The sequence below is a fragment of the Psychrobacter sp. APC 3279 genome (assembly GCF_030407795.1).
GTDB lineage: Bacteria > Pseudomonadota > Gammaproteobacteria > Pseudomonadales > Moraxellaceae > Psychrobacter.
In genome coordinates, this window is record NZ_JASDCR010000004.1 from 100,471 (window position 1) to 119,575 (window position 19,105).

The 19,105-nt window shown below is 43.0% G+C and carries 17 protein-coding genes; 9 read left to right on the forward strand and 8 right to left on the reverse strand.

The window, feature by feature from the left end; all coding sequences use genetic code 11:
- Nucleotides 1–94 precede the first annotated feature (94 nt).
- Nucleotides 95–2,197 (reverse strand): methionine--tRNA ligase, encoded by a 2,103-nt coding sequence (metG, locus tag QL898_RS03060; protein ID WP_290175753.1) that lies wholly within the window; start codon nt 2,195–2,197, stop codon nt 95–97.
- A 333-nt stretch (nt 2,198–2,530) separates the two neighbouring features.
- Nucleotides 2,531–3,946, reverse strand: a complete 1,416-nt coding sequence (locus tag QL898_RS03065; protein ID WP_290175754.1) for a GntP family permease — start codon at nt 3,944–3,946, stop codon at nt 2,531–2,533.
- A 409-nt stretch (nt 3,947–4,355) separates the two neighbouring features.
- Here QL898_RS03065 and QL898_RS03070 point away from each other — a divergent pair, with 409 nt between their 5' ends.
- The 7 genes from QL898_RS03070 to dcd all read left to right on the forward strand — a co-directional run bounded on the left by QL898_RS03070 (nt 4,356) and on the right by dcd (nt 10,022).
- Nucleotides 4,356–4,670 (forward strand): TIGR00366 family protein, encoded by a 315-nt coding sequence (locus QL898_RS03070; RefSeq protein ID WP_290175755.1) that lies wholly within the window; start codon nt 4,356–4,358, stop codon nt 4,668–4,670.
- Between the two features lie 26 nt (nt 4,671–4,696).
- Nucleotides 4,697–5,203, forward strand: a complete 507-nt coding sequence (locus tag QL898_RS03075; protein ID WP_290175756.1) for a TIGR00366 family protein — start codon at nt 4,697–4,699, stop codon at nt 5,201–5,203.
- Between the two features lie 255 nt (nt 5,204–5,458).
- A complete protein-coding gene (locus tag QL898_RS03080) occupies nt 5,459–6,172 on the forward strand; it encodes a CoA transferase subunit A (RefSeq protein ID WP_290175757.1) in 714 nt (237 codons plus the stop codon).
- A 122-nt stretch (nt 6,173–6,294) separates the two neighbouring features.
- Entirely contained in the window at nt 6,295–6,924 is a 630-nt protein-coding gene (locus QL898_RS03085) for a 3-oxoacid CoA-transferase subunit B (RefSeq protein WP_290175758.1), read from the forward strand.
- Between the two features lie 141 nt (nt 6,925–7,065).
- A complete protein-coding gene (locus tag QL898_RS03090; protein WP_290175759.1) occupies nt 7,066–7,866 on the forward strand; it encodes a 3-hydroxybutyrate dehydrogenase in 801 nt (266 codons plus the stop codon).
- Between the two features lie 196 nt (nt 7,867–8,062).
- Nucleotides 8,063–9,286: an iron-sulfur cluster carrier protein ApbC gene (gene apbC, locus QL898_RS03095; RefSeq protein ID WP_201547981.1), complete on the forward strand. Its 1,224-nt coding sequence runs from the start codon at nt 8,063–8,065 to the stop codon at nt 9,284–9,286.
- A gap of 160 nt (nt 9,287–9,446) precedes the next feature.
- On the forward strand, nt 9,447–10,022 hold the full coding sequence (dcd, locus tag QL898_RS03100; RefSeq protein WP_058024138.1) for a dCTP deaminase: 576 nt from the start codon (nt 9,447–9,449) through the stop codon (nt 10,020–10,022).
- A 149-nt stretch (nt 10,023–10,171) separates the two neighbouring features.
- Here the strand turns inward: dcd and QL898_RS03105 are convergent, their stop codons facing one another.
- The 6 genes from QL898_RS03105 to QL898_RS03130 form a co-directional block, all read right to left on the reverse strand.
- On the reverse strand, nt 10,172–10,609 hold the full coding sequence (locus QL898_RS03105; protein ID WP_102078541.1) for a ClpXP protease specificity-enhancing factor: 438 nt from the start codon (nt 10,607–10,609) through the stop codon (nt 10,172–10,174).
- A 132-nt stretch (nt 10,610–10,741) separates the two neighbouring features.
- Nucleotides 10,742–11,356, reverse strand: coding sequence for a glutathione S-transferase N-terminal domain-containing protein (locus QL898_RS03110; protein ID WP_165597051.1), 615 nt, complete (start codon nt 11,354–11,356; stop codon nt 10,742–10,744).
- A gap of 195 nt (nt 11,357–11,551) precedes the next feature.
- Nucleotides 11,552–12,265: a cytochrome c1 gene (locus QL898_RS03115; RefSeq protein WP_101205476.1), complete on the reverse strand. Its 714-nt coding sequence runs from the start codon at nt 12,263–12,265 to the stop codon at nt 11,552–11,554.
- Nucleotides 12,265–13,470 carry a cytochrome bc complex cytochrome b subunit gene (locus QL898_RS03120; protein ID WP_179798892.1) on the reverse strand — a complete coding sequence of 402 codons (1,206 nt, stop codon included), beginning with the start codon at nt 13,468–13,470 and terminating at the stop codon, nt 12,265–12,267. The genes QL898_RS03115 and QL898_RS03120 overlap by 1 nt, the downstream gene beginning before the upstream one ends.
- Before the next feature lie 22 nt (nt 13,471–13,492).
- Nucleotides 13,493–14,077 (reverse strand): ubiquinol-cytochrome c reductase iron-sulfur subunit, encoded by a 585-nt coding sequence (gene petA / locus QL898_RS03125; protein WP_057759305.1) that lies wholly within the window; start codon nt 14,075–14,077, stop codon nt 13,493–13,495.
- Between the two features lie 521 nt (nt 14,078–14,598).
- A complete protein-coding gene (locus QL898_RS03130) occupies nt 14,599–16,542 on the reverse strand; it encodes an ATP-binding cassette domain-containing protein (RefSeq protein WP_290175760.1) in 1,944 nt (647 codons plus the stop codon).
- Between the two features lie 226 nt (nt 16,543–16,768).
- Between QL898_RS03130 and QL898_RS03135 the strand changes: the two genes are divergently transcribed.
- Complete coding sequence (locus tag QL898_RS03135) at nt 16,769–17,026, forward strand: SlyX family protein (protein WP_290175761.1); 258 nt, start codon at nt 16,769–16,771, stop codon at nt 17,024–17,026.
- A 219-nt stretch (nt 17,027–17,245) separates the two neighbouring features.
- Nucleotides 17,246–18,745, forward strand: coding sequence for an outer membrane protein transport protein (locus QL898_RS03140; RefSeq protein ID WP_290175762.1), 1,500 nt, complete (start codon nt 17,246–17,248; stop codon nt 18,743–18,745).
- Nucleotides 18,746–19,105: the final 360 nt, after the last annotated feature.

The following is a 19,105-nucleotide window of genomic DNA, read 5'->3' on the forward strand; positions in this document are numbered from 1 at the left end:
GTTACGGCTTGGTTTTTAGTTATTTGCTAAATCAACCATAAAAAAAGATGCCACTTAGGGCATCTTTTTCATTTTTTAATCCTAAAAATAACCGTTATGCCAGTACGTCACCAACAACACAAGCATCCGGTAAGGTAACGACAGTTAAGCCTGTCTTTGGTTCGCCAGTTGACAATACCATGCCTTCTGATACGCCAAATTTCATCTTGCGCGGGGCAAGGTTGGTCACGCAAATAACCTTCTTATTAATCAATTGCTCAGGCTCATAGAACTTACGAATACCGCTAAATACGTTACGTGGCTTGTCTTCACCAACATCTAGCGTGAACTGTAGTAACTTATCAGCACCTTCTACATGGTTACACTCTAAGACGTGTGCGACTTTCATCTCGACTTTGGCAAAGTCTTCGATACCAATATAGTCAGTTTGCTCAGCATCTGCATTTATTGCAGGTGCTTTTTCGTTTGCGGCAGGCTTGCTATTGTCAGGCACAGCAGGAGCATCTGCTTGAGTTAAGGATGCTTTAGAATCTTCTACCATTGCTTCAATATCTTTTTCTTCGATACGTTGCATCAGTGGTTTGAACTTATTGATTTTATGACCTAGTAACCACTCATTACGACTGGCAAAACTTAAATCATCAAGGTTCAAAAATTCTTTAGCATTATTAGTCAGCTCAGGTAATACTGGCGCAAGATACACCATCAATTGACGGAAAATATTGATAGCGACCGAGCAGACGTCTTGAACCTCTTGCTCAGTACCTTCCAATTTTGCTAATGACCATGGTTTTTTGGCATCGATATATTCATTGGCCTTGTCCGCACATTGCATGATTAAACGCATAGCACGTGAGAATTCACGATTCTCATAAGCAGCTGCAATCTCATCGCCCGTTTTGGTGATGTCTTCTAATAGCTCTGACTCGACGCAAACTTCTGACAGCATACCGTCGTACTTCTTAACCAAGAACCCTGCACTACGACTGGCGATATTGACGACTTTACCAACCAAGTCAGAGTTTACCTTCTGCATAAAGTCTTCTAAATCTAAGTTGATGTCTTCAACTTTATCAGACAGTTTGCTGGCGAAGTAATAACGCAGGTATTCAGGATGTAAATGCTCTGCGTAAGTCTCGGCCTTGATAAAAGTACCGCGTGACTTACTCATTTTTTCGCCATTGACCATCAAGAAGCCATGGGCAAAGACACCAGTTGGCGTGCGTAACTCACTACCAGCTAGCATGGCTGGCCAAAACAAGGCATGGAAGTAAACGATGTCTTTGCCAATGAAGTGATAGACTTCGGTTTTATGCTCGTTTTCTTGTGCCCAATAACGGTCAAAATCAAGTGCTTGGTCTGTGCCTGCACGCTTATCACATAGGTTCTTAAAGCTTGCCATGTAGCCAACTGGCGCATCTAACCATACGTAAAAGTATTTGTCTGGCTCATCGCTTGGAGTATCTGGAATTTGGAAGCCAAAGTAGGGTGCATCACGTGAGATATCCCAGCTGGCAAGTCCTGCCTCAAACCATTCTTGTAATTTGTTGGCGACTGACGTTTGCAAACGGTTGTCACTGCGCGTCCAGTCTTTTAGGAACTGTTCAAACTCTGGCAAATCAAAGAAATAATGCTTAGAGGTTTTGAGCACAGGCGTTGCATTAGACAGTGTCGAATGCGGATCTTTTAGATCTGTTGCATCGTAAGTGGTGCCACATACTTCACAGTTATCGCCGTACTGGTCTGGTGAATCACACTCTGGGCAAGTGCCTTTGACAAAGCGATCCGCTAGAAATAATTGCTTTTCAGGATCAAACAGCTGCTCGACATCTTTTGTGCTGATATGACCAGCATCATTTAGACGACGATAAATCAGCTCAGAGAACTGTTTGTTTTCTTCTGAATGGGTGCTGTGATAATTATCAAAATTGATTAGGAATTTTGAAAAATCTGCTTCGTGTGACGCTTTCACTGAAGCAATTTGCTCCTCTGGCGTGACGCCATTGGCTTCTGCTTTGAGCATGATTGCCGTACCGTGTGCATCATCCGCGCAGACATAGGTGACCTGGTGACCTTGCGCTTTCATCGCACGTACCCAAATGTCAGTTTGAATATACTCTACAAGATGCCCCAAATGGATATAGCCATTGGCGTAGGGCAGCGCACTAGTTACTAAAATCTCACGCACTTTTATCACCTATATTTTTATATAAACGGGTTGGTTATCAAACGTCTTCAGCTAGTTATGGCTATTGGACGCGATATTATCAATGCTAAAAACTTCCAAAAATGAGGGAAATTTAAAAAGTGCGCCTATGATACCGTAATTCAGTCAAATTTGTGATATTCCTTAGTAATTACTTCCTCTTTGTCAGGTATCCACTGACTATAAAAAAATAGATTTAAGCTGCATTTTTCAATAATTGAATAATTATAAAAAACCCACCAAGCATGATGCTAAGTGGGTTTTTGTCTATTAAATATTCGCTTAGATACCAATCGTTAGCAATAACAAATGACTTAAGCTTCCTTAAAATGAACCGAACATCGTACCTAAGATAATAACAGCAACCACAGCGACCAATGGAATAACCATCGTCACCATCGCCAAGTTCAAATAAGACTGCTTATGGGTCAAACCACAAATCGCTAGCAAGGTGATGACAGCGCCACTGTGCGGAAGCGTATCAAGACCACCTGCCGCCATAACGGCTACGCGGTGCATCAGCTCAGGGTCGATACCCGCATTGACTGCCATTCTTAGATAATCTTCACCCAATGTAGATAGTGCAATACTCAAACCACCAGACGATGAACCTGTGATACCAGCAAGCGTGGTCATAGCGACGGCTTCTGAGATTAGAGGATTGTCAGGAGTAAGGTTTAAAATGCTATCACGAATGATAAGGAAGCCTGCAAGCGAGGCGATAACCGCGCCGTAACCCACTTCTGAGGCGGTATTAAAAATAGGCAACATTGAGTCATAAGTACCGCGGTTGATAGTTCTTTGTAGGTTATTCCAATGTCCAATACGTAGCAATATTAGCACCACACAAGCAACGACCAATGAGATAATAATTGACCATAACCCAAGCGAACCTGCAATATTCAACTCTGGGAATTGAGTTTGTAGGCTACTGAAATCTATCGATGGGAATACTACATAGGTCAATATAGCGTTCAAGCCAATGACCAATACCAGCGGAATCATGGCAACGGTGAATGAAGTATGGTGAGTATTTAATACCTCAGCTTCTTTTGCCGTTGCGCCAACGCCGCCTACATCTTCTTCGTCATGCTGACCATAACCTTCGCCTGCTGCATTAGCTTTTCTGGCGCGTGACTGAAGCCACATCCAACCACAGACAAACATGATCGTACCACCGATGATACCCAAAATAGGCGCGGCAAATACGTTGGTGTTGTAGTAAGGAATTGGAATAGCGTTTTGGATAGCTGGCGTGCCTGGCAGTGCAGTCATCGTAAACGTAAATGACCCTAGGGCAATCGCTGCTGGAATCAAACGCTTTGGAATATCTGCCGCTCTAAACAAGTCTTTGGCAATTGGATAGATGGCAAAAGCCACAACGAACAACGATACGCCGCCATAGGTCAAAATAGCACAGACCAAAATCACCGCAAGGATGGCTTTGCTAGCACCGAGTTTTTCGACGACCGTATTGGCAATGGCAGTTGCTGCGCCAGAGTCTGCCATTAGGCGTCCAAATAGTGCGCCTAGCAAGAATATCGGGAAGAATTTAAGTAAGAATCCACTTAACGCGCCCATAAAGACATCGGTATAAGCGGGAATGGTGCTTAAGAAGTCACCTGACAGTAAGACTGCTAGTGTCGCCATAATCGGTGCTAGGATCAGCACAGAATAACCGCGATAAGCAAAGAACATGAGTAATAATAGGGTAATGACAATAGCAAGTGTACTAAACATGACGGCCCTCCTTGGCAAAAAAATAAGGCAGCGAGTATGCCGTGCTTGTCGATGTAGGTCAATAAAATTAATCAAAATAAGCCTATTCCGTCTGTTTTATCAAACATAAATCTAGATTTATAGACTGCTAAGCATTAATATCTCGACAATTTAACTCCTGCACAGCCTTGACTTACATGCGCTGATGGTTATTTTCTAGTCGCTACGAAAATAATATGTTAAGTTAGCACAAGTGTTTCACGCATGATATAGCGAGATAGAATGTATTGTTATGAATACCAATATAAAATATAATGCTTGCCCTATATCAGATGTGGTGGCAATAACCGCACTCAAATCTGATAAGCGTTCAACAAGGCGCTAATAACAATTCTTAAAACCAAACATTAAATTTACAAGGAATGTGAATATGTTTAGTGCCATCACTAATATGAGCGTGCAGTTAGTCAATCGCTATCTACCATCCCCATTCGTATTTTCGATCGTTTTGACCCTTATCGCGTTTGCTGTAGGACTGGCTACTACTGGCCAAAACATGATTGCTATGGCAGGGCACTGGGGCAACGGACTATGGTCACTGCATAGCTTTGCCATGCAAATGGCGTTGGTCTTAGTGACAGGTTATGCATTTGCTAGCGCTCCATTTATTCAGCGCTTATTGGACAATCTTGCTAGTAGAGTCCACTCTCCATTAGCGAGTTTGGCAGTAACGGTTTTAACTTAGGGCTAAACATCGTCATTGGGCTATTCTTGTTCATAGGTTTGCTATCGCATGGCACGCTAGAGCGTTATTATCGTGCCGTACACTCAGGGATAGGTGGCATCACGGGTATTGTGCTATTGTTCCCGTTCTATGGCGGCATCATGGGTATCATGACGGGTGCAAATGCGGATGGTATCTCTATCAGTACGCAAGTGACCGAGTTTTTTGTCAATTCAGCTTCTGCCGACAGCTTTCCGATTTTTGCATTTTTAAGTGCTGGTTTGGTCAACGTCTTTGTACCATCGGGCGGTGGACAGTTTGCGGTACAGGGCCCTGTTATGATTCCTGCTGGTATCGAACTGGGTGTTAGTCCAGCCATTACTGCAATGGCGATTGCATGGGGTGACGCATGGACCAACATGATTCAGCCGTTTTGGGCTTTGCCATTATTGGGTATCGCAGGTTTGGATGCACGCGCTATCATGGGCTACTGCCTAATAGTATTGGCAGTATCGGGTGCTATTATCATGAGCGTGTTTTGGCTATTGGTATAGTCATTTCACTATAAAAGTATTACTGCGTTCACCTTGCTTGAAGTATTAGATATACATCTACACTCGGTTGCCTTGTACTATTCTTAAATTGAATTGACTATACAAGGTTATAACGCGCAAAAGAAAAATAAGCATGATGAGTTTTCGTTGTTAGGTTTTATTAAAAGCAACAATCAAACGGATAATTGAGACACTTAATTCAGCATTAGTTTATGCACGGATTAAAAATACAAATAATAGTCATAGGAGATAAGCATGAGTCAATCAAAAGTATATAACAGTGCTGAAGAGGCACTAAGCGGTATTGTTAAAGATGGGCAAACACTCGCTATCGGTGGTTTTGGTCTATGCGGCATTCCTGAAGCATTGATCGAAGCACTACGTGATAGTGGCGTTAAAGAGCTGACCTGTATCAGCAACAACGCTGGCGTCGATGATTTCGGACTTGGTCTGCTACTACAGACCCGCCAAATCAAGAAAATGATTTCATCGTACGTGGGCGAAAACAAAGAGTTTGAGCGCCAGTACTTGGCAGGCGAGTTAGAAGTTGAGTTGACGCCGCAAGGTACATTGGCTGAAAAACTGCGCTCAGCCGGCGCTGGTATTCCTGCATTTTATACTGCAACAGGCGTAGGTACATTAGTTGCTGAAGGTAAAGAAACGCGTGATTTTGATGGTCGTACTTATGTGTTGGAGCATTCCTTACGCGCGGACGTTGCTTTAATCAAAGCGCAAAAGGCAGACAAAGCGGGCAACCTAATCTTTAATAAAACCGCTCGTAACTTTAACCCAGATTGTGCGATGGCGGGTAAAATCACAATTGTTGAAGTAGAAGAAATCGTTGAGACAGGTACGTTTGATCCAGATGAAGTGCATTTACCGGGTATTTTTGTTCAACGTATTGTATTGAATGCTAGCCCTGAAAAACGTATCGAAAAGACCACAACTAAAGCTGTAGAAAATGCCTAAATAAGAGTGCCTAGATAGATATACAACTGAAAGATAACAGTCAGTTTTTAAATGGCTCATATTTTATATAAATAATCATTCAAACGAATAGCAAAAGAATATTAAAAAATAAGGACATCAACATGGCATGGACAAGAGAGCAAATGGCGCAGCGCGCCGCACAAGAACTACAAGACGGCTATTACGTCAACTTGGGCATTGGTCTACCAACGCTAGTCGCTAACTATATTCCTGAAGGCGTGGACGTATGGTTACAGTCAGAGAATGGCTTGCTAGGTATTGGTGAGTTCCCTACAACAGAAAACGTTGATGCCGACTTGATTAATGCGGGCAAGCAAACGGTGACCGCAGAAGCAGGGGCCAGTTATTTTAGTAGCTCAGAGTCTTTTTCTATGATTCGTGGTGGTCATGTCAATTTGGCAATATTGGGCGCAATGGAAGTCTCAGAAAAAGGCGATCTTGCCAACTGGATGATTCCCAAAAAGATGGTCAAAGGCATGGGCGGGGCGATGGATTTAGTCGCAGGCGTGCAGCGTGTGATTGTATTGATGGAGCAGGTAAATAAGCACGGCGATCCAAAAATTTTGGCAAACTGTGAGCTACCATTGACGGGTAAAGGCGTGGTTGATCGTATCATTACTGAGCTTGCTGTATTAGACGTTACTGATGAAGGCCTAAAACTGGTTGAATTAGCAGATGGTGTAAGCTTTGACGAGCTACAAGAAAAAACACCAGTAAGTATTATTCAGTAAACTTTGTACAGTAAAGTGACTGTCCTAAGATTAATATGTTTTATCCCGCACATAAATACGCCACTATGACTATAGTGGCGTATTTGTTCAGTTCAATTTTATAAAAACTAATAATATATTAGACCATGATAAGGAATATGTATGGCGACCCAATTAGAACAAGATTTGACAGGCAAAGTAGCATTGGTCACTGGCTCTGCAAGTGGTATCGGACGTGACATCGCTGAAACTTATGCAAAAGCAGGCGCAGCGGTTGGTATTGCCGATATCAACCTTGAAGCGGCACAAAAAACCGTTGATGCTATTGAAGCTGCTGGTGGACGTGCTCTGGCGATTGCTATGGATGTTACCTCAGAAGAGGCGGTAAACGATGGTGTACAACAACTAGTTGATACTTTTGGTAGTATTGATATTTTAGTTTCTAATGCTGGTATTCAGATCATCGACCCTATTGATAAAATGGCATTTAGCGATTGGAAAAAAATGCTGAACATCCACTTAGATGGCGCTTTTTTGACCACTAAAGCCGCGATTAAGCACATGTATAAAGGTGATAAGGGCGGCACAATTATTTATATGGGTTCTGCGCACTCGCATGAGGCCTCATTATATAAAGCCCCTTATGTGACCGCGAAGCACGGACTACTAGGACTGTGCCGTGTACTGGCCAAAGAAGGTGCAGCGCATAAGGTACGCTCGCATGTAATTTGTCCAGGCTTTGTTAAAACACCTTTGGTAGAAAAACAAATCCCCGAGCAAGCAGCTGAAAAGGGCATCAGTGAAGAGTCAGTGATCAACGATATTATGCTGGTGAACACAGTAGATAAAGAATTTACCACGGTGGAAGACATTGCCCAATTGGCACTATTTTTGGCGGCTTTCCCAACCAATGTATTCACTGGACAATCTATCGTGGCCAGTCATGGTTGGTTTATGAATTAATATATATACAATTTGAATATACCACAACGTCAGACCTACTGGCGTTGTGGTTTTTTTATACGTCCAATTCAGCTACACTGTCACGATAGAAGGTTTGGCTAATATACTCATCAACGCTATCGGTTGTGAGATACGCAATGAGATGACTTGAGCGATTTGCCAGATCTACCCACTTGTATAGGCCATAATAGTAGCTATGTTTAACTTTATGAAGAAAAAAACCACAAAAACCGAAACGCCTCAGCAGCAGGCAGAGCGTGATAGTGCCGTCGACAAAGTCCTACTTGGATATGAGATAGGTGCCGTCAGTATTGCCACGATGGTTACAGGACTTGAGCGTGATGGCGAAGCACTTACCTTAGACCTGCGTTTGCCGAAAGACAGCAATCCTGAAGTTATCCAACAGGAGCTTGGCCAGTTGCTACATCCACATGGTATTACTACGATTCATATGAATGTGCGTCTGCCTGCGCCAGAAAAGGGTTCAGGTTCAAGCTTACCAAAGCAGATGCCAAAGACAACCAATGCGATGGAATCCCAGCCTTCATCTGGCGCTAATAACAATACTAGTAACACTAACGCTGAGCCACCGATTACAAAAGCTGCACCTACCCAAGCTTCATTGGCAGCGCATCCTCGTATCCGTCATATTATTGTCGTAGCATCAGGTAAGGGCGGTGTTGGCAAATCAACGACGACTGTAAACATCGCACTAGCATTACAGAAGCTGGGCAATCGTGTTGGTGTACTGGATGCCGATATCTATGGCCCTAGTATGCCAACCATGCTAGGCGTTGCCGATGTGAAGCCGCAACTGGAAAACGAGCAGTTCGTGCCAGTTGATGCGCATGGTATGGCAATGCTCTCTATCGGTAGTTTGCTCGATGGAGATAATACGCCGGTTGCATGGCGTGGACCAAAAGCCACGGGTGCATTGATGCAGCTATATAATCAAACCAACTGGCCGCAGCTGGACTATCTAATGATTGATATGCCGCCAGGTACAGGTGATATACAGCTGACATTGGCGCAGCGTATTCCAGTCACGGGTGCTGTTATTGTCACGACACCGCAGCATGTTGCACTGCTTGATGCGCAAAAAGGCGTTGAAATGTTTAACAAAACCAACATTCCTGTGCTTGGCGTGGTTGAAAACATGGCGCTACACACTTGTAGCAACTGTAATCACACCGAAGCGATCTTTGGTACGGGTGGCGGTGAGTTTATCGCTGAGCAATATCAGGTACCGCTATTGGGTCAGCTACCACTTGCCAGTGGCATTCGTGCACAAGTTGATAAGGGTGTGCCAAGTGTATTGGCTGATGATGAGTTTGCACGATATTACCTAGATATTGCCAAAAACATCGAAACCAATATCAATAAATTCGCAAAGCCTGTCGATGATAAGCGGATTTTCTAGTGTCTAATGATTAAATAGGGTGCTGGTTGCTTAGCTAGTCTAAAACCAATGTATGATAAAACAGCCATCACGCTATAAATTCAGCCATCAATTCCGTATAATCGTCGCTATCAAAATACTGTTATCATAACCGCTATTAAATATTTGCTAAGGAACAACAATGTCTATCAAGTCTGACCGCTGGATTCGTAAAATGGCCGAAGAGCACGGCATGATTGAGCCATACGAGCCGGGTCAAGTACGCTTTAATGATGCAGGCGAGCGTTTGGTTAGCTACGGCACCTCAAGCTACGGTTATGATGTGCGCTGTGCTCCTGAATTTAAAGTTTTTACCAACGTACATTCAGTGGTCGTTGATCCTAAAAACTTCGATGATAAAAGCTTTATCGATATCGTTGGTGATGAGTGCATCATTCCACCTAATTCGTTTGCTTTAGCCCGTACTATGGAGTATTTCCGTATTCCGCGTGATGTATTGACTATCTGCCTAGGTAAGTCAACTTACGCGCGCTGCGGTATTATTGTCAACGTAACGCCGCTTGAGCCTGAGTGGGAAGGGCACGTCACTTTAGAGTTTAGTAATACGACCAACCTGCCAGCCCGTATCTATGCTGGTGAAGGCGTAGCGCAAATGCTGTTTTTCCAAAGCGATGCTGATGATGTCTGTGAGACGAGTTATAAAGATCGTGGTGGTAAATACCAAGGTCAGCGCGGCGTGACACTGCCAAGAACCTAATCAGTAAGCGTACGTTTAAAAGCTTATCAGTTATAGAAAGTTAATAAGCCTTTAAATAGTTAATAAAAAAGCTAGTCATATTAAATATGGCTAGCTTTTTTATTGTGTTAAATAGAACTGGTCTAAGGTTCTATTTATTTCAAGACTTTCTACTTTAAGACCTTTAAACCTGCTTTATTATCACGCTTTGGTTTAGGTGCTTTGGCAGGACTGTTGTTAGACATTGGTGCTGAGTCGTCTTCTGGCTGATAGTTGTCATACTCTTTTGGATCAAAGAACATCCCTTGCGAGTTCTCTTTAGCATAAATCCCCATCACCGCAGTAAGTGGCACCCAGATTTCTTGTGATACACCACCGAAGCGCGCACTAAAATGAATATAGTCATTTTCCATACTCATGTTACCCGTAGCACGGCTGGCGATATTTAATACGATACGACCGTCTTGCACATGCTCGGTTGGTATTTGCACATTGTCAGCGGTAGCATCGACCATCAAGTATGGTGTCAGAGCGTTATCTTCTATCCATTGATATAGTGCGCGTACCATATAAGGGCGGGTAGGTGTAATAGAGGTGGTTTCGCTCATTTAATGATTTCCTATACTAATAATTATTAATAATGAAAAATATCTCGTTCAACGATTTATCAAATGACAAATGCTAATTAACGTCTATCTTATTTATACTTTATTTTAGGACAGCTTTTGATACTTGTCTAATCAACGCACGCTTTTTTGGAAGCTACTGCGCTCAAACACTCTCGTTTGGTACTCAAACAATGGACGGCTGATTGCACGTGGCAGCTCAATACCCATCTCATCTAATCGCCATAATAGTGGTGCTAATAACACGTCACACCAGCCAAACTCATCAGCCATAAAATAAGGCTTATGAGCGAACAGCGGTGACAGAGTAATCAACGAATCACTGAGCTGTTTTTTGGCAATGGTAGCTTGTGCTTTATTAAAACTATCTGGATGCGTCAACAAGCGTTTACCAAGTACTAACCAATCACGCTGAATGCGCCAAGCCAGTTGGCGAAACTGTGCACGCTCTTGCGGTGTCTCAGGGAGCAGTTTGTTCGTATGATAGCGTTCCTCAAGATATTCAAAAATAACGTTAATCTCATAAAGCGCAATCTCACGCTGCTGTAATACAGGCAAGGTATGATAGGGGTTTAGCTCAGTCAAATCTTCAGGGCGCTCAGAATGTAAGCGAGACAAATAGTAAGCGAGCTTTTTTTCTTCAAGTAATAGGCGTACCACATGACTGTCGTAGCCGTCATCAGCATACAAAATTAGCTGACTACTTGGAATGTCATTCGCATCAATCATGAAAGCCTAATGTTAATAGTGAAGGTTGTCATCGTAAACAAACTCGCAACGTTTATCAAGGTAGAGTACGTAAACATTAGCGCTGAGCGACTTATTTTCCGGATTATCTAGTATTTACACTCTATATCAAGGCACAAAAAGGCACTACCGAAGTAGTGCCTTTTTTATTTCTAAAAACTAACTGCTGACTATGACTTATTTGACATCTTTCCAGAATTCTTTATTCAATAAGTAAACTGGGATGAGCAGTACTAATAAGAATAGAATTACGAAGAAACCAATGACTTGACGGTCGTGACGAGCAGGTTCACCCATCCACGCCATAAAGTTAACCAAGTCACCAACTTCAGATTCAAACTCTTCTTGGCTCAACTCTTCTTGCATGTTATGCAATACGTGAGGCATCGCTGCATTGGCCAGTACTAAGTTATTCGCGCCCCAAGGACGGCTTGGATCTTCATAGAACGACAGTAGGTAAGTATATACCCAGTCGTCGCCACGCAGACGTGTCTCAAGTGATAGATCAGGAGGCGCTGCGCCAAACCAAGACGCTTGAATCTCAGGATCTATCTCAGCAGTAATGTGGTCACCGATTTGATCGGTAGTAACCATCAAATACTTTTCAACCAACTCAGGCGGTATCTCTAAATCTTTGGCAATGCGCGAATGACGAACGTACTTGGCTGAGTGACACCCAGCACAGTAGTTCATAAAGATCTTCGCGCCGTTTTGTAGTGAGCCCTTATTGGTAAAATCAATAGGAGCTGTACTACAAGCCAGGTGTTCATCAACGCCATCTGCATTGGTGAATGTACCGCAGCCACTGCCTGAAGCCATTGCCGTACCAGCAGTCAAGGTTAATGCCGCGCCTAAGCCTAGACCAGCTAGGGATTTAATTAGCGTGTTCATTAGTGACCTCCGGTAACGCGTTCTGGTGGCTGTTTACACTTCTCAATCGCAGTGTAGAAAGGCATCAGTAAGAAGAACAAGAAATATAGAATCGTGAATACACGAGCCATGATGGTTGCCGTTGGTGTAGCAGGCGTCGCACCCAAGTAGCCTAGTACCACAAAGCTAATAGCAAAGACGGTCAGCGCAATCTTAGATAATATACCTTTGTAACGTATAGAGCGCACAGGAGACCTATCAAGCCATGGGATCAAGAACAGTACGGCAATCGCACCACCCATCGCAATCACGCCACCAAGCTTGTCAGGAACCGCACGTAAAATAGCGTAGAACGGCGTGTAGTACCATACTGGTGCAATATGTGCTGGTGTTTTCAGTGAGTTCGCTGTCTCAAAGTTTGGTGGTTCAAGGAAGAAACCGCCGCCTTCTGGGAAGAAGAATACCACTGCAAAGAAACAGATAAAGAACACTACGATACCAACCATGTCATGCACAGTGTAGTACGGATGGAATTCGATACCGTCTAATGGCACACCATTTTTATCTTTTAGCTTCTTAATATCGATGCCATCAGGGTTGTTCGAGCCCACATGATGCAATGCTACAATATGCATGAATACTAGACCTACTAGCACTAATGGAATAGCAACAACGTGTAGCGCAAAGAAACGGTTTAGAGTAATACCAGAGATGATATAGTCACCACGTACCCATTCAGCAAGGCCATCACCAATAACAGGTAGAGCTGCAGGTAAGTTCAAGATAACCTGAGCACCCCAGAATGACATGTTGCCCCAAGGTAGTAGGTAACCGAAGAAACCTTCTGCCATAAGTGCTAGGTAGATACCCATACCGATGAGCCAGATAAGCTCACGAGGTTTTTGGTATGAACCGTATAGTAAGGCTCGGAACATATGCAGATAGACAACAACGAAGAAGGCAGAGGCCCCAGTCGAGTGCATATAGCGAATGAGCCAACCACCTTTTACGTCACGCATGATGTATTCAACAGACGCAAATGCCCCTTCGGCACTTGGGTTGTACATCATCGTAAGCCATATACCAGTCACCAATTGGTTGACCAGTACGATCATTGATAGCACGCCAAAGAAGTACCAAAAGTTAAAGTTCTTTGGTGCGTAGTACTTTGACATATGGTATTCATAGGTTTCGGTCGCTGGAAAACGCGCGTCCACCCAATGCATTAACTTTTTACCCATACTCATATCAAGCCTCCCCAACCGTCAAGATGGTACCATCCATACCATATTCTGGAACGGGTAAATTAAGTGGTGCAGGAACGCCGCTATATACGCGACCTGCTAAGTCATATTTTGACCCGTGACACGGACAGAAAAATCCGCCGTACCAATCATTACCACCTAAATCCACCGCGCCCACATCAGGACGGTAGTTTGGTGCACAGCCCAAATGTGTGCAAACGCCTTCGACCACCAATACGGTTGGATCTAAAGAGCGAGTAGGATTTTTGCAATATTCAGGTTGTAGAGACGCATCAGACTCAGGATCAGATAATAGAGGTTTGACTGACTCTAGTCCTGCAACCATGTCTTCGGTGCGCTTAACCACATAAATAGGTTTACCACGGTATTTGACGACGATCATTTGTCCATCTTCGATAGAACCAATATCTTGGGTCACTGCAGCCCCTGCAGCCTCAGCTTTAGCGCTTGGGTACCAAGAACGGACAAAAGGTGTCGCCACGGCAGCTACCCCAGCTGCACCAATCGCGGCAGTTGAGGCAATAAGAACTCTACGGCGTTGTACATTAACGCCTTCGGCTTGGCTCATTAATACTTCCTCCAGGTGAATGAAATGGGATTATCCCACACTGGGTTTGTGGCTTAGAAAATATACAATATCAAGCCACTTTAGCTGTGCCTAATTTTGCTAATTGTTGCTATTCTAAGCTATTTCGGTGATAAAATAAATTATTGCGTTAAAAATAAAGCAACCTCAATAGGACATATTAGAAGGTTGAATATGATAATCAAACCAAAACAGTTGGATTATCAACGCTTAACGCTAACTTTGCTTTAACAAGGATTATGATGTGATGACCTTATAAATAATAAGGATTTTCAGCAATAGCGAATGATACTTGAAATTAAGGTAATGTTCACTAACTTTCACCATCTAACTACTTTGTAAGTTGCTGTAAAACAAATATCACCACTCTATATAATAAAGTGGTGATGTCTTCATAATGATTAATAATGTTTTGTCAAACTATCAGGAACTTATTTATCGAAATACGCAATGCAAAGTACATATGCGATATTCCAATAAACTCAGCTAGAGAGTTGCCAATACTAGCCTTCAAGCTCGCTCCAGCGTTCAAGCTTGTGCATCATCTCATCTTCAATGGTTAAGAGACGCTCACTAGCAGCTGTCGCCGCATCAAAGTCAGTATTAAACCAAGAGCCATCGGCCAGCTTTTCTTGCAATTGAGCTTGTTCGGCTTCGAGTGCAGCGATTTCTTTTGGCAAGTTATCCAGTTCGCGTTGATCATTATAATTTAGCTTTTTGGCTGCCTTATTTGGTTTCGCTGCTGTGCCAGACTTGTTTGTCGCTTTATTGCTTGCTGCATTGTTGGCAGGTGCTTTGGTAGCACGGGATGCTTCTTCGCGGTTCTTTTGTACGAGGTACTCTTGATAACCACCTACATATTCACTAACAGTGCCTTTGCCATCTTCATCTTCGCCAAACACCCACGTAGAGGTAACGACGTTGTCCATGAATGAGCGATCATGACTGATTAGCAAAATCGTACCACCAAAGCTGGCGACTGACTCTTCTAATAGCTCAAGTGTTGCCATATCCAAATCGTTAGTCGGCTCATCGAGTACCAAAATATTGGCAGGTTTTAATAGTTGTTTGGCAAGTAGTACTCGGTTACGCTCACCACCAGACAAGGCTTTGACAGGTGTACGTGCGCGCTCTGGGGCAAATAAGAAATCTTGTAAGTAGCTCATAATATGCGTCTTACGGCCGCCAACTTCGACAAAGTCAGAGCCTTCTGAAACATTCTGTGCAACGCTCGCTTCAAGGTCTAACTGATCACGCAACTGATCGAAGAATGCAATTTTCAGATTAGTACCTAATTCGACACTACCAGACTTGGTAACTTCATCATCAGACATATCGAGTAGGGCTTTAATAAGCGTAGTTTTACCAGCACCGTTAGGGCCGACAATACCAATCTTATCGCCACGCATAATAGTGGTCGTAAAATCATCTACCAAGACGTTGCCGTCATATTCAAGATGTAAGTTTTTAACTTTACAGACAAGCTTACCGCTTTTCTCGCCTTGACCCATTGTGATGTTTACATTGCCCACTTGCTCACGGCGATCGCTACGCTCTTCACGTAAGGCTTTTAGCTCACGGACACGGCCTTCATTACGGGTACGACGGGCTTTGATACCTTGGCGAATCCAAACTTCTTCTTGTGCCAGTTTTTTATCAAAGTTGGCATTATTCTTTTCTTCAGCCTGCAACTGTAGCTCTTTTAGCTCTTGATAGCGCGCGTAACCACCTTCACCTTGTGTTACGTCATAGCTGGTCAATTGGCCACGGTCAAGCTCAATAATGCGAGTCGATAGCTTATTGACGAATGCTCTATCATGAGTCACGAACAACAACGTTAAGCCTTGCCAATCAAGCAAAAAGCGTTCTAACCATTCGATACTTTCAACATCCAAATGGTTGGTTGGCTCATCTAGTAGTAGCACATCAGGCTTAGTAACTAGCGCCCGAGCAAGTAGCACGCGGCGTTTACGACCACCAGATAGAGATGATAAGTCATCTTCTGGATTAAGGCCCATGGTCGTAATCAGACGCATGGCATCGCGTTCTAAGTCCCAGCCATGTACCGCATCGATATCATGCTGCAGTGTCGCCATATGCTCACACGCGTCCATATCACCATTGGCGCACATATCCACTTGCTTATTGTAATTAATGAGCAAATCAGCCGTGCGGCGACTACCACCCATGACGATGTCTAATATGCGACCACTGGTTTCAGGGACGTCTTGCTCTAGCATCGCCACACGCATGCTACTGTTAGTAATAATCTCACCACTGTCAGGCTGTAATGAGCCATTAATCAGTTTGAATAAGGTGGATTTACCTTCGCCATTGCGGCCAATCAAACACACGCGCTCGCCTGAATTGATAGAGAAATCAATACCATCAAGAACAGGCGCAACGCCAAAGGCTAAGTGAATGTCTTTTAAATGAATCAGTGCCATAGAGTATCTTAAGCTTATATAATAGTGAGGTAGGGGTTGTTGCAAAATTGCCTGCAGTATAACATGCCACCGCGTCACTGTAGTGCGAGTAAATAGTTTTATCAGTACTATTTATTGCTTTTACTAACTGCTGCTAGTCAATGACTATGTTTGTAGATTTATCGCTAATCTATAGCACTATTCAAACTCCTTTCACTTTAATACTTACTATGATCTAGAGAAAAATATGAACCAATCTAAAACTACAACCGATACTTCTACAGTGCAAGATGATCTGCAAGCTCAAGTAATCGATTTACAAATGAGCCTCGCGCACCTTGAAGTTACCGTCGAACGACTGGATGACGTAATCACGCGACAAGACAAAGATATTCATACGCTGCAACGTCAACTACAGCTGATTTATAAACAGATTGAGGGCCAAGATACGGAAGGTGGCATTGCACCATTCGATGTAATGGCAGACAGACCGCCACATTATTGATAAGTAAGATTTGGAAAGAAAATCTTTTAATAACGGAAAATATATACGTATTTTTATATATAGATACTGTTTAATGACTATGTGGTCATAACATGGGAATAATGTGTTTTTGTAGTTGTTTTAGTGTTAAAAAATCTTTACTATCTTCCACCTCGGATGCTGATTGCCTATTAATACTGGGTAAAACAGTAAAACAATGCGGATGTTTGGAGATATAAAATGCGCCACACCTTTCATTTAAAAACTCTTGCAGTAGCTGTTGCTACTTTTTCTGTTGCTAGCGTCGCTAGTGCTGCTGGCCTTGATCGCTCAGGCCAAGATATCACCGCATTCCTACAAGACGGCACGTATGCAGAAGCTGTCTACACTTATATCGATGCTGACGTTACCGGTAAAGATACCTCAGGTAATAAAATTGATGACATCGCAGAGTCTTATGACTTTTTCCGTTATGGCGTAAAAACAGATATCAACGATACATTCAGTGTTGGTATCTTATATGACGAGCCTTTCGGTGCAGCAGCCGATTACACTGGAAATAATAACTTTGTAGGCGCACCAACTGATGCTGTTAATAATATTATTGCATCGCGTCTAGGTGGATTAGGCGTTAATAATGTAGAAGAGTTGAAAGGTTTAGTTGAAGGTACTCAAAACCAGTTAACTGCTGCTGAAACTCGTTTAAGTGCAGTTAGAGAGCAAGTAAGACAAGCCCAAGCAGCTGTTAATCAAAACCCAGCACTTGAGCCTGCACTGCGTCCACAGATTAATGCTGGTTTAGCAGGTATCGCCGCTGGCGAAACGCAGCTAGCAGAAGGTCAAGCACAGTTAAATCAACTTGAGCAATTAGAAGGCTTTGCGGATGGTCGCCTTGCGAATGATGAAGGCACAAATGTTGAAGTCCGTAGCGAAAGCATCACAGGTATCCTAGGTGCTAAGTTTGGTCAAAACAAAGAATTCCAAGTGTACGGTGGTCCTGTTGTTCAGCGTATCAAAGCTGATGTAAGTCTTCGTGGTAGTGCCTATAGTGCTGCTACAGGCTATACCGCTCATATTAGTCCTGATACCGACTATGGCTATATCGCTGGTATATCTTATAGTAAACCTGAAATTGCTCTAAAGGCGGCTTTGACCTATCGTTCTGAAATTGACCACAGCTCGAATATCGATGAGATATATCCAGTAGTAGCAGCTCTAGGTGGCGAGGCGAATCAAGGTAATACGCTGGATATCACTACCCCCAAATCAGTTAACTTCGATTTCCAAACTGGTATTAACCCTACAACCTTAGCGACTGCCAAAGTACGCTGGGTACCATGGAGTGATTTTGCAATCGTTCCACCACTTTATAATGAAGTAAGTAAGCAAGCAACTAATGATGATAAAGGTTTATCTTTAGTCAGCTATGACGATGACCAATGGCAAGTAGAGTTAGGTCTGGCCAAACGCTTAGCGCCAGCATTGGCAGTAAGTGGTACTGTCGGTTGGGATAGTGGTGCTGGCAACCCTGTAACTTCATTGGGTCCTATCGAAGGCTACTATAGTGCAGGCTTAGGCGCTAAATACAACGTTACTGAGAACTGGGCCGTATCTGCCGGTGGTAAATATCTATGGTTTGGTGATGCTAAAGGCCAAATCCCAACGAAAGCTATTGTGAGTGACTTTGAAAGTAATGATGGATTTGTACTTGGGGTAAAAGTTTCTTACCAAGCTCAGTAATTTACAGCTTAGTTATATAGTAAATGTTTTAAATGTTATTGATAAAAAAGCGATCCTTAAAAGGGTCGCTTTTTTTATAGGCAGTATTGTAGTCATGGTGAGTCAGTTTTATCCCGAAAAAATTATCTTGTGGACGTATATATTTTTAGAAAATTCACATTTAAAAGTAGAAGTAAACGACATTGTTTGATTTATATCTTATTTGTACTGTTCAGTCATAATCAAGAAATAAAGCACTTTAATTGTTGTTTTAGTGTCAAAAAGCTATTAGTATTCAACTTAGGACACGACTTTGACACTTTCAATGTGAAGCGCAGCAATGCTATATATTGATTATCAAAGTAGTAATACAACAAGGAC